Here is an 11,419-nt window from a genome sequence, read left to right as displayed (position 1 = left end):
TCCGGGGCGTCGCTGCGCCGCAAGGCCGGATACGCGCCCGCCGAAGAGGGGATATAGAGATGAACAGCCTGTACGTAGTACAATTGGAAGCGAGACTCGGACTGTTGATCGCCGAGACGGAAGAAGAGCGATCGGACGGGACGACAGAATCCCGCCGCATCGAGATTCCGCTCCGTACGGCTTCGCCGGCGCAGCGCGACGAATGGCAGCGCTTGGCCGGCGACTCGGCGATCGGGCTGTATCGCCTGCTCCGCGAAGCGGACGAACGGACGATTCGTCCGAAACGGCGGAAGAGTGGTTCGCCTTCGGAGCGCGAGGCTTCCGGGGACGGCGAACCGGGAGCGGGCGGCTTCGAAGCGAAGCCGCCTGCTCCCGAAGACCGCCGCGGCGCGGAAGACGCCGGAGCGGCGGGAACCGCTGCGCGAACGGAGCTTCCGTTCCCGAGCTGCGATGCCGCTTGGGAGCTGACCGCAGAAGCGGGCGGCGGCCCCGAAGTCTCGGCCGCTCTCGCGGCGGCGGCCGAAGCGGCCCGAACGCGTCTGGCGTTCGGACTGACGCTCGCCGGCGTCGATCCCGGCGAGCTGGCCGGCGAAGCGCTGGCCGCGTGGAGCGACGGCTGGGCCGCCGCTCCGGACGAAGCGGCGCCCAAAGCCGCGCCGCGCGCTTCGGCGGAAAGCGGCGGCCGCGAGATCGCCGAATGGATCGCCTCGGCGGCGGAGAAAGGCGTGCTGCACGAGCACGGGCGGCTGCCGGAAGAACCGGCGGCGGACGCGGCTGCGGGGGCGGAGATTCCCTCCCCGGGCGATCTGTCGCTGCTGCCGGAAGCCGCCAAAGCGGAAGCGGCGCTGGCGGAGCTGCGCCGGGCGATGCAAGCCCGGCTTCGCAAGTAAGCCGTTCGGGGATTCGGCGATGCGAGGCGAGCGAACCATAGCCGAGAAGAGCAGAGCAAGAAAGCCAGGGAGGAATCAGCATGAAAAAACATAAAGTCACGAAATGGAGCGCGATCGTGCTCGGCACGGCGCTGGCGACGGGCCTGCTCTCCGCCTGCGGCGCGGCGGGCGCGTCGCAGGAACCGCCCAAAGAATCGCAGAAACCCGCCGAAGGAGACGCGGCGCAGACCGATCCGGCCGCAAGTCCGTTCGCCGCATCTTCGATGCAGTCCACGATCGAGGAAAAAGACGGCAAGAACGTCGTGACCAATCCGACGTCGATGCAAGTCGTCGTCAACAAGCAGCGTTATCTCCCTGACGGCTACGAGCCTTCCGATCTGGTCGTGCCCGAAGTTCCGTTTTCTTTCGGCGGGGTGATCGAGAAAAGCCATATGCGCAAAGAAGCGGCCGACGCGCTGGAGACCTTGTTCGCGGGGGCGAAAGAGCAGGGGATCGAGTTGTACGCCGTATCCGGCTACCGCTCTTACAAGCGCCAGAAATCGATCTTTGCCAACAACGTGGCGAAACACGGCGAAGCGGAAGCGGCCAAAGTCAGCGCGCCTCCGGGAACGAGCGAACACCAGACGGGACTGGCGATGGACGTTTCGGCGCTCAGCGCGAACAACGAATTGGAGCAGTCGTTCGGCGATACGAAGGAAGGCCAATGGTTGGCCGAACACGCGCAGGAATACGGATTTATCGTGCATTATCTCAAAGGCAAAGAAGATAAGACCGGTTATTCCTACGAGCCGTGGCATATCCGCTATGTGGGCAAAGAGCTGGCGCAGGCGGTTTACGACAGCGGGCTTTCGCTCGACGAGTATCTCGACGAAGCCAATCTGTCCGGCAAATAAGCAAGCAAAAAGACGCACTTCGCGCGAAGTGCGTCTTTTTGCGTCAAGGTTCGTGCCGATAGTCCGTTCGCCGTTCGGATTCGCTGCGTACGATCGAGTGGTGCACGGACGCGGGGCGTTCGGCCGTTTCGGAAACCGGCGATCCGCTTTTCGTTCGCTCGGCCAGCTGCTTGTCTTCTTCTTCGCTGAGCGAGAGCACCTCGCTGCGCAGCGACAGCATCTTGCGATCCAGTTCCCCGGCCGCTCCGGCCGCCGAAGCGAGTTCGGCTTGCAGATGTTCGGGAACTTTACGATCGTATTTGTAGAGCAGGATATGATCGAGACTGGCCCAGAAATCCATCGCCAGCGTGCGCATCTGAAGTTCGACCCGCACCCGGCAGGGCCGGCCGTCAAGCTCGGAAGGGACCGACAGCAGCACGTGCAGGCTTCGGTAACCGTTCGGCTTGGGGTTCATGATGTAGTCTTTGATCTGAAGAATGCGAAGTTCGGAATGGCGGCCGATTCGCTCCAACAACAGATAGATATCGGTCACGAACGGAAACACGATTCGCATTCCCGCAATGTCGTGAATATGTTCCGCCGTCTCGTCAAGCCGGGCTTCGAGGCCCAAACGGGACAGTTTATCCAAGATGCTGGACGGTTCTTTGATTCGGGTCTTGATATGTTCGATCGGGCTGAAGCCTTCGGCGCTTTTCCATTCTTTGCGGATCAGCTCGATCTCGGTGCGCAAAAGGCGCAGAGCGTTATGATAAGCTTCCGGAGAACGGACCCAGCCGCCGCTCGGGAACAGCAGCTCCTCGCCGGATCGGCAGGCCGCTTGCTTCAACGCTTCGCGTTCGCCTTCCTGCGGAGCGCTCGAGAGTTCTGTCATTCTGTTCAAAATCATCTTCTCCTGAGTTGGACTTGGATTGTAGGATGGCTTCATATATTGTAAACTGACAGACGTAGTACCCTTTCAACTCTTAATCAGAGGTTTACGTTTCACTGAAACGCACATGCTTTTAGTGCGATTCAGGGGAGCGTATCCCTACCTATAGTGTTGACAAGGTACAAGGTAGTAGAGCCTATCCCGATAGTAAACGATTGCAGGGATATGCGTTGTATTTGTAACCATAAGGACGCGAAACGAATCTTGAAAGACTTCTTGCGGACCCGTTTTTCGCATGCCGTCGCAAATCGTGTAAAATAAGGAGACAAGCATGCGATGCGGTCGGCCGCGTCGGCCCGGATAGAGGAGGAGACGAATTTGAATTTTTTGCAGCGGATCAAAGACGGCGCGGGGCGAGCGTCGGAACGCGCGCAGAGCGCGGTTGAGATCGGTCGGCTGAACAGCCATATTTCGGATATTCAACGGGAGATCGATGTGCATCTTCTGCGAATGGGACAAGTGTTTTACGACAATTACCGCAACCCGGACACGGCTCCCGCGGAAGAAGAGATCATGGATCTGTGCACGGCCTGCGATCTGTTGAACGAAGAGATTCTGGAACTTCGCGCGCGGATCGCCGAACTGCGCAGCGAACGGCTGTGCGAGTGCGGAGCCCGACTCGATATCGACGCGGAATCGTGTCCGCACTGCGGGCGGCGTTTCGTCGAAGGCGAAGAGCCCGCGCAGGTCGAGGCACCGGCCGCTCCGACGGAACATGTCATTCCGGCGGTCCAGCTTCGGAAACCGGATGAACAACAGCACGTCGTAGAAGCGGAAGAGGTCCATAATTTGGCGGGTCGGCCGGGGTTCGAACGGCAAGCCGAACAACCGGCGCGGGAAGAACGGGCGGAAGTCCGTACGCGTCGGACGGAGCCCGAAGAAGTCTTCTTCGAAGACGACCCTGAAGAAGAAGTTCGAACCTATGAACGGGAAACATGGCACGAACGCCCGGATTCTCGAACGGCGGAAGACGACGAAGACGAACAGTTCGCGACCAAACGTTACGAATTGGGAGCGACAGACGTCCGCGAGCCGGACGCTGTCTACGAAACGGCGGCTGCTGCCGGCGCGGCGGCTTCGGCTGTGCGGAATCCCGACGAAGAAACGCAGGAAGAGCGCGAAGAACGTCAGCGCCGCGAACTTCGCGAGATTCGGATTCGGGAACGCCGCAAGATGAAAGAAGAGCAGCAGCGCGAGCGCGAACCGGACGCGAGCCGGAGCGAGCCTTCGGACTTCGAGCGCGAAGAAGAGCCGGCCGAGCCGGCGCAAGACTTGGAATACGAACGCCGGCAGCGGGAGCGGATCGAGCGGGAAAAAGAACGTCAAGACGAATTGGATCGGCTGATCGCGTCTTGGAACGGCGGCATCAGCGGGAGCGACGACGACAGCGAAGAGAAATTCGTCGTGCGCCGTCCGTCCGGCGAAGTCGTACGCTGTCAGGTCTGCGGAAGCGGATTGCCGAAAGGGTCCAAATGGTGCCCGCACTGCGCGTCGGAACAGATCTGACATTCGGCGAGGCCGACTGTTTTTTCAAAAATCGACGGCAATCCTCTGTCCGCTTTACTGTGGCAGAGGATTGTTTTTTTTGTGAACGTTGCCGAAGATTTTAGAGATAAATTTAAGGAAAGCCGCAACGCGAGCCGAAGCCGTGCCGTAAGGAAAATTAAAGAATGTGAAAATGAGATCATGAACTTGAAAGGATGAGCGACCATGGAATGTATCGTACATTTTGAAGTGATGCACGCGGCGGACGAGCTGAAACAATTGAGGGGCCTGATCTTGATCGGCAAAGACGAACAACCCGGAGCGGACAAGTTCGTTCAAATGTTCGCGCGTATGGGCTATAACGTGCGCCTTGACGACGCCGAGCAGCTTCTGTTCAAACCGACCGACCCTTCCGCCGATTATAAATGGCTGCGGATCCGCGAACTGGACGCCGGGGAAGAGAAGAAGCGCGACGATCATGATTTGAATTCGATCGTGGCGAACCTTCTTCCGAACCATAATCGGCCTATATAAAGTGTTGATCAAGCTTGTGATCAACACTAAAGCGAACCCTTCACGCCCCAAGAAGGGTTCGCGCGCCCTTGACCTAAAGATCGGAAAAAAGCTTCGCCCTTCTTCCCGCCCAAGCGCGGAAGAGGCGAAGCCTTTTTCTTTCCCGAACCCTAATTTCAAATCAGCCGTATCTTCACCGTCTTAAGCCCCCAGCTTCTCCGGCTCCAACTCCGACGTGCATTGCGGGCAGCGGCTGGCTTTGGCGGAGACTTCCGTGCGGCAATAAGGGCATTCGCGCGTCGTTTTTTCCGGTGCGGGCTTTTCGTGTTCTTTCCGCTTCAACATATTGATGCCTTTGACGAGAATGAAAATACAAAAGGCCACGATCAAAAAGTCGATGATATTGTTGATGAACTGTCCGTAAGCGATGACCGAAGCGCCTGCTTCCTGAGCCTGCGCCAACGTGCGGATCGGCGAACCGTCCGCCAGCTTGATATCCGGATCGAGATTCAAAAACCGGCTGCCGAAGTCGATGCCGCCCATAAGCTTTCCGAGCGGCGGCATGATGATGTCGTTGACGAGCGAGGTGACGATTTTGCCGAACGCCGCCCCAATGATGACGCCGACCGCGAGGTCGATGACGTTGCCGCGCATCGCGAACTCTTTAAATTCTTTGATGATTCCCATAAGTTTCCTCCCGTGGATGGTATGTATGACTTTTTTCTTATTGTACAACAGATTTCGCAAATGAAAACTCACTTTTTGTGTAATTTTCACTTTTCATTCCGAACGATTCGGAGTATACTGCAAACATTATTCTGTTTTTCGTATAGGTGCGGGAATAGGCCCGCATGTCTCTACCCGGTCGCCGGAACGATCGGACTACGGAAAACGGCTGCGCGGGGACTTTGCGGTCCCCGTTTCCGGCGTTTCTCGGATCGCCCGGCGACCGTTCGCGTTCGGCAGCCCGCTTTTTGCCGCTTCTTGAAGAAGCGTCTCGGAGCGGGTGCCGCGCCGAACGTTCCGCCGGATCTCGTTCTTCCCGACCCGCTCTTTGCGAGCGTCGCTCGGAAGCCGAGCCCGAGCCTGACCGGCGGCTTTCCGACGAGGAAAGTCCGCAGCCGTACATTCCCGAAGTCCGCTATCTTCCGCGACGGAAGAGGCGGGCTTTTTTGCATTTTCGCCATGAATAGCGATCCATCACACATCCGGGGGGCATACACATTGAAACTTTTGCAGGATAAAGTATTGAACGAAGGCATCGTATTAAGCGATCAGGTATTGAAGGTGGACTCGTTCCTGAACCACCAGATGGACCCCGTATTGATGAAAGAAGTCGGCCGGGAGTTCGCGCGTCTGTTCGAAGCGGACGGCATCACCAAAGTGCTGACGATCGAATCGTCCGGCATCGCTCCGGCGATCATGGCCGCGCTCGAATTCGAAGTGCCGATGATCTTCGCGCGCAAGCAGAAATCGCTGACGCTGCGGGAAGACATCTACGTGGAGAAAGTTTACTCGTTTACGAAGCAGCAAGAAAACGACGTGACCGTCTCGAAAAAATTCTTGTTCCCCGAGGACAAAGTCCTGATCATCGACGATTTCCTCGCTCACGGCGAAGCGGCGCTGGGTCTGGCCCGGATCGTCGAGCAGGCCGGAGCGAAAGTCGCGGGCATCGGCATCGTGATCGAAAAGTCGTTCCAGAGCGGCGCGCAGCGTATCCAAGAAGCGGGTTACCGCGTGGAATCGCTGGTCCGCGTAGCTTCGCTGGCGGGCGGCAAAGTGTCGTTCGCTACGGAAGAAACGGTACATTAACCATCGATTTCGCGCATGTCTCACCCATATCTAACTAGGAGGAATCAAGTTTTATGAGTTCGGACCGTATCTTCCAGAAACACCGCCATCCGGCCAAAACGTTCTCGCTCGGCATCCAGCACGTGCTGGCGATGTACGCCGGCGCGATCGTCGTGCCGATGATCGTCGGCAACGCGATCGGCATGACGCAGGAACAATTGACTTACCTGATCGCGATCGACCTGCTCGCCTGCGGCGTCGCGACGCTGATGCAGGTCTGGGGCAACCGCTTTTTCGGCATCAAGCTTCCCGTCGTGCTCGGCTGCGCGTTCCAAGCTGTATCCCCGATGATCATGATCGGCAAAGAGCCGAGCATGGGCATCTCGGCCATCTACGGAGCGATCATCGCTTCGGGCTTGTTCATCTTTATCTTCTCCGGGCTGTTCGGCCAGTTGATCCGCTTATTCCCGCCGATCGTGACCGGTTCCGTCGTGACGATCATCGGCGTGACGCTGATTCCGACCGCGATGACCAATCTCGGCGGCGGGCAAGGGGCGGCGGACTTCGGCAGTCTGTCGAATATCGCGCTCGGTTTCGGCGTCTTGATCTTTATCGTCCTGCTCAACCGCGTCTCGACCGGATTCGTCCGTTCCGTCTCGATCCTGATCGGCCTCGTCGTCGGCACGGTCGTCGCGGCCTTTATGGGCAAAGTCGACTTCTCTCCGGTCGCCAACGCGGGTTGGTTCCATGTCATCACGCCGTTCCATTTCGCGGCTCCGACGTTTAATATCAGCGCGATCTTGACCATGATCCTTGTCGCGATCGTCAGCGTCGTCGAATCGACCGGCGTGTTCATGGTACTGGGCCGCATCGTCGGACGCGAGATCGGTTCCAAAGAACTGGCGCGCGGCTATCGTGCGGAAGGCCTTGCGATCATTCTGGGCGGCATCTTCAACTCGTTCCCTTATACGACGTATTCGCAGAACGTGGGCCTCGTGCAGATGAGCCGCGTCAAGACGCGCGATGTCGTGGCGGTCGCGGGCATCCTGCTCGTCATCGTCGGCTTCGTGCCGAAGATCGCGGCGACGGCGCAGTTGATTCCTTCGTCCGTTCTCGGCGGGGCGATGGTCGCGCTGTTCGGCCTCGTGCTCTCTTCCGGCGTTCGCGTGCTGGGCGATCAGGTCGACTTGTCCCGCCACGAGAACCTGCTGATCATCGCCTGCTCCGTAGGTATGGGGCTGGGCGTGTCCGTGGTACCGGGACTGTTCGCCGGCCTGCCGGAACAGCTTCGCATCCTCGTGGACAACGGCATCATCGCGGGCAGCTTCACGGCGATCATCATGAACCTGATCTTCAACGGATTGGGCGAGAAGAACGCGCATCTCAAAGTGACGGAGGATGACGACGTATTCGGCGGCGCGGAAGAAGAAGCGGCAGAAGCTTCTCGCCAATCGTCCGCTTCCAAGAAGAAGGTCTCCGGTATCGTTTAAGACGGCCGCGAACCGGCAGACGTAGATAGAGCGCTCGCTCTAATCGGCGTTTGGCTGCAAGTTCAGTTTTATCGACCACAAAAAGACCGGCTCCCGCAGCTTCGCGGGCAGGCCGGTCTTTTCGCTTGGGAATACGCGGATCGTTCGCTCTTTTTGCGGGGGAACGAAACCGGCCGCTTGTTGATCAACGGGAATCACCAGAGGGCAGCGGCGTAGCGAAGCCTTCCGGCAGCTTGAAGCGGTGAAGCCGTGACTTATTGTTCATGCCGTCGTAATAATACAGCCAATCTCCGGCGATGAAGAAATCCCCGAAAGCGGGCGGGTCGGGTTTGCGAAGCAGCATCTCCGGTGTCATGACCAGCGACCGGCCGCTTAATACGAGAGTTTGATTGATCGTGCCGTCGTCCTGACTGTAAAACAGCCGGTCGCCGATCGTTTCGGCATGCGCCGAATAGGAGACGATTTGAATCGGAGGATCTCCGGGTTTGGCATGATCGCGGTGCAAGTCGATCTGCCCGCGCTCGTTTCGCGTCAGAATCCCTTCGGATACGAAAAAGAACTCCATCACGTCCCGATCCACGAGAGTATGAACATCGCTCCCGTCCAAGTTCATGACTTCGAGGCTCCAATCGTTTGTATGATTGACGGAATACAGCTTGCCGTCATGCAGCTCCGCCGGTCCCGACCAGTCTTCGGTTAGGGTGGACAGCTCGCCGCTGCGGGTATCCAGCTTCTTGATCGCATAATTGGCGTCTCCGTCGAGCAAGTAGAGCATTCCGTCCGCGAGACCGATCAAGCTCGTAAAAGAAAGATCGGCCAGTTTTTCTTTGCTGCCGCCGTCTTTGTCCATCCGATATACGCCGCTGTTCGGCCCGGATTCGGCATAATACAGATCTTCTCCGTCCGGCAGCAGCCATATAGCCGGTCCGGAAGTCAGTTTCGTCAGACGGTCGCTCTGCCGATCCAGACCGTAGATCCGATACCCCGAAGCCCGATCGATCAGAAAGACGTGCCGATCGTCGCTCCGGATCAGATCCGAACGCGCGGGAGTCGAACCCGGCTCCATCCGGTACAAGTCGACGGAAGGCTCCGGCGGCACGAAAAATCTCCACAGCGCCCAAGCCGAGATGGCGATCAGCAGAACCGCCGCTCCGGCGATCGCCAGTCTTTTCGCGATGCGTTTTTCCATCGAAAGTTCTCCTTTCTTCGCTCCGATCCTCGCCGCCGCTGCCTCTTGCCTGTTGAACGCGCATGCGTTTCTCGAAGTTGGGCGAACTTGGAAATTCGCTTTTCTTTTTCTTTATCGCTGCCGCTCTCTGAATTTTTGAAAGATACTACCTCTCAAGTGGTTACTATTAAGGTAGAGAAGCAGAAAGAGCAGCACGGACAACACGACTATTCGATCCGGGGTGACTTCATGAAGAAAAAGTGGTGGAAAGAAAGCGTCATTTATCAGATCTATCCGATCAGTTTCAAAGATACGACGGGCGACGGCAAAGGCGATCTGCGCGGCATCATCGAAAAGCTCGACTATTTGCAGGAGCTGGGCGTGGACGCCGTCTGGATCTGTCCGATCTATACGTCGCCGGACTACGATAACGGATACGATATCAGCGACTATTACGGCATCGATCCCAAATACGGCACGATGGAAGACTTCGACGAACTGCTCCAGAAAGCGCACGCCCGCAATATCCGCATCATCATGGACTTGGTGCTGAATCACAGTTCGCACCTGCACGAATGGTTTATCGAAGCGTCGGCGTCCAAAGACAATCCCAAGCGGGATTATTACATCTGGCGCGAACCCAAAGAAAACGGCGGTTACCCGAACAACTGGGAATCCTATTTCAGCGGATCGGTCTGGGAGTTCGACGAACGGACGCAGGAATACTACATGCACTTGTATGCCAAAGAACAGCCGGATCTCAACTGGGAGAATCCTCAGGTCGTTCAAGAACTGCACGACATGGTGAAATGGTGGCTGGAAAAAGGCGTGGACGGGTTCCGTTTCGACGCGATCTCGCATATCGTCAAAGCGGAAGGTCTGCCCGACGCGGACAATCCGCAGAACCTTCCGGTGGTGCAGGCGTACCACTTTTTCTCCAACTTGGACAAAGTACACTATTTCCTGCGGACGCTGAACGAAGACGTGCTGGACTTCTACGACATCATGAACGTGGGCGAAGTCTCGGGTCTCGGGCCGGAGCAGGCGCTCGATTACGTCGGGGAAGGGCGCAACGAGCTGGACATGATCTTCCAGTTCGAGCATATGTTCCTCGACGCCAAGTCCGGCGGCACGGGCAAATGGGACATCAAGCCGTGGACGCTGATCGATCTCAAGAAGATCATGAGCCGCTGGCAGACCGTGCTGCACAAAAAAGGCTGGAACGCCAACTACATGTCCAACCACGACCAGCCGCGTCAAGTGTCGCGTTTCGGCAACGACGGCGATTACCGCGTGCGTTCGGCCAAGATGCTGGCGACGTTCCTGCACACGCTTCAAGGCACGCCGTACATCTATCAGGGCGAAGAGATCGGCATGACCAACGTGAGCTTCCCGTCGATCGACCAATACCGCGACGTGGAGACGCTGAACTATTACAAACAATGCATGAAGCAGGGCATGGACGAGCAAGAAGTCATGCGGCGCATCTGGAAAAAAAGCCGCGACAACGCCCGGACGCCGATGCAGTGGAGTTTCGAGGAACATGCGGGCTTCACCGACGGCCAGCCGTGGATGAACGTGAATCCGAACTATACGAAGATCAACGTGGAAGCGGCGCGCCGCGATCCCGATTCGATCTTCCATCATTACCGCAAGCTGATCGAGCTGCGCAAAAAGCACGAGGTCATCGTCTACGGCGATTACCGGTTGGTCATGCCGCTGCACGAAGAGATCTACGCGTTCGTGCGCACGTGGGAAAGCGAGAAGCTGCTGGTGATCTTGAACTTCTTCAGCGGCACGCCGACGTTCGAATGGCCGGAGGAACTGCTGGAGATGAAAACGGAGCTGCTGCTGGCGAACTACGAGCCGTTGGAAGACGAGGAGCTGGAGCATCTGACGCTGCGGCCTTACGAGAGTCGGGTGTATAAGTTGAGTTGAGCGGAAAAAGAGCCTTCCCGGGGGCGGGGAGGCTCTTTGGCTGTTTTGGAGGAAAGATCCTATTCGTTGGGAAAGCTCGGGGGCTGCGCGGAAAATTCGCTCAAACCGCTGTCTCGCCGGAAAGCCGGATTGTATCGGGCAGGGAAGCTTTCCGGACTCAAAGGCGTTTTTCACTGAATTTTCCGCTCCGCCTTTCGCTTTGCTCACCCAGAATCGAACTTTCCTCAGCGCGCCGAGCCTTCCCTAGAAAGGGGAGGCTCTTTGGGTTGGGGAGAAAGAGAGAAGAGAGAAAGATCAAAAAGCAAAACCAAGAAAAAAAGCGC

Annotated in this window: 10 protein-coding genes and 1 riboswitch; of the genes, 7 read left to right on the top strand and 3 right to left on the bottom strand. The window is 57.7% G+C overall.

Annotation, left to right across the window (positions count from 1 at the left end):
• Positions 1-59 precede the first annotated feature (59 nt).
• On the top strand, positions 60-890 hold the full coding sequence (locus CDO73_RS21430) for a hypothetical protein (RefSeq protein ID WP_088490563.1): 831 nt from the start codon (positions 60-62) through the stop codon (positions 888-890).
• A gap of 80 nt (positions 891-970) precedes the next feature.
• Complete coding sequence (locus tag CDO73_RS21425) at positions 971-1,783, top strand: M15 family metallopeptidase (protein WP_088490562.1); 813 nt, start codon at positions 971-973, stop codon at positions 1,781-1,783.
• A 43-nt stretch (positions 1,784-1,826) separates the two neighbouring features.
• Here the strand turns inward: CDO73_RS21425 and CDO73_RS21420 are convergent, their stop codons facing one another.
• Complete coding sequence (locus CDO73_RS21420) at positions 1,827-2,654, bottom strand: GTP pyrophosphokinase (RefSeq protein WP_088490596.1); 828 nt, start codon at positions 2,652-2,654, stop codon at positions 1,827-1,829.
• Between the two features lie 375 nt (positions 2,655-3,029).
• Between CDO73_RS21420 and CDO73_RS21415 the strand changes: the two genes are divergently transcribed.
• Together CDO73_RS21415 and CDO73_RS21410 are read left to right on the top strand one after the other, a co-directional pair.
• Positions 3,030-4,217 carry a hypothetical protein gene (locus tag CDO73_RS21415; protein WP_143536163.1) on the top strand — a complete coding sequence of 396 codons (1,188 nt, stop codon included), beginning with the start codon at positions 3,030-3,032 and terminating at the stop codon, positions 4,215-4,217.
• 204 nt (positions 4,218-4,421) lie between these two features.
• The gene (locus tag CDO73_RS21410) at positions 4,422-4,730 is read left to right on the top strand and encodes a hypothetical protein (protein WP_088490560.1); all 309 of its coding nucleotides are present in this window, start codon (positions 4,422-4,424) and stop codon (positions 4,728-4,730) included.
• Positions 4,731-4,910: 180 nt separating this feature from the next.
• On the opposite strand, the gene mscL is transcribed toward CDO73_RS21410, so the two are convergent.
• Entirely contained in the window at positions 4,911-5,396 is a 486-nt protein-coding gene (mscL, locus tag CDO73_RS21405) for a large conductance mechanosensitive channel protein MscL (RefSeq protein WP_088490559.1), read from the bottom strand.
• 118 nt (positions 5,397-5,514) lie between these two features.
• Positions 5,515-5,614: riboswitch (purine riboswitch) on the top strand.
• 319 nt (positions 5,615-5,933) lie between these two features.
• Between mscL and CDO73_RS21400 the strand changes: the two genes are divergently transcribed.
• Positions 5,934-6,521, top strand: a complete 588-nt coding sequence (locus CDO73_RS21400; RefSeq protein WP_088490558.1) for a xanthine phosphoribosyltransferase — start codon at positions 5,934-5,936, stop codon at positions 6,519-6,521.
• A gap of 53 nt (positions 6,522-6,574) precedes the next feature.
• A complete protein-coding gene (locus tag CDO73_RS21395) occupies positions 6,575-7,990 on the top strand; it encodes a nucleobase:cation symporter-2 family protein (protein WP_256972800.1) in 1,416 nt (471 codons plus the stop codon).
• Between the two features lie 184 nt (positions 7,991-8,174).
• Here the strand turns inward: CDO73_RS21395 and CDO73_RS21390 are convergent, their stop codons facing one another.
• Positions 8,175-9,179 carry a DUF5050 domain-containing protein gene (locus tag CDO73_RS21390; RefSeq protein ID WP_088490557.1) on the bottom strand — a complete coding sequence of 335 codons (1,005 nt, stop codon included), beginning with the start codon at positions 9,177-9,179 and terminating at the stop codon, positions 8,175-8,177.
• A gap of 228 nt (positions 9,180-9,407) precedes the next feature.
• Between CDO73_RS21390 and CDO73_RS21385 the strand changes: the two genes are divergently transcribed.
• A complete protein-coding gene (locus CDO73_RS21385) occupies positions 9,408-11,096 on the top strand; it encodes a glycoside hydrolase family 13 protein (protein ID WP_088490556.1) in 1,689 nt (562 codons plus the stop codon).
• The last annotated feature ends 323 nt before the right edge of the window (positions 11,097-11,419 follow it).

It is taken from the genome of Saccharibacillus sp. O23, assembly GCF_002205895.1.
Taxonomy (GTDB): Bacteria; Bacillota; Bacilli; order Paenibacillales; family Paenibacillaceae; genus Saccharibacillus.
This window is presented reverse-complemented; position numbering and strand designations above follow the sequence as displayed.

Bases quoted from the DNA above. Each gene is read 5' to 3' on its own strand.
- CDO73_RS21425 (WP_088490562.1), top strand. From the start codon at position 971: ATGAAAAAACATAAAGTCACGAAATGGAGCGCGATCGTGCTCGGCACG.
- CDO73_RS21395 (WP_256972800.1), top strand. From the start codon at position 6,575: ATGAGTTCGGACCGTATCTTCCAGAAACACCGCCATCCGGCCAAAACG.
- CDO73_RS21390 (WP_088490557.1), bottom strand. From the start codon at position 9,179: ATGGAAAAACGCATCGCGAAAAGACTGGCGATCGCCGGAGCGGCGGTT.
- CDO73_RS21385 (WP_088490556.1), top strand. From the start codon at position 9,408: ATGAAGAAAAAGTGGTGGAAAGAAAGCGTCATTTATCAGATCTATCCG.
- mscL (WP_088490559.1), bottom strand. From the start codon at position 5,396: ATGGGAATCATCAAAGAATTTAAAGAGTTCGCGATGCGCGGCAACGTC.
- CDO73_RS21410 (WP_088490560.1), top strand. From the start codon at position 4,422: ATGGAATGTATCGTACATTTTGAAGTGATGCACGCGGCGGACGAGCTG.
- CDO73_RS21420 (WP_088490596.1), bottom strand. From the start codon at position 2,654: ATGACAGAACTCTCGAGCGCTCCGCAGGAAGGCGAACGCGAAGCGTTG.
- CDO73_RS21430 (WP_088490563.1), top strand. From the start codon at position 60: ATGAACAGCCTGTACGTAGTACAATTGGAAGCGAGACTCGGACTGTTG.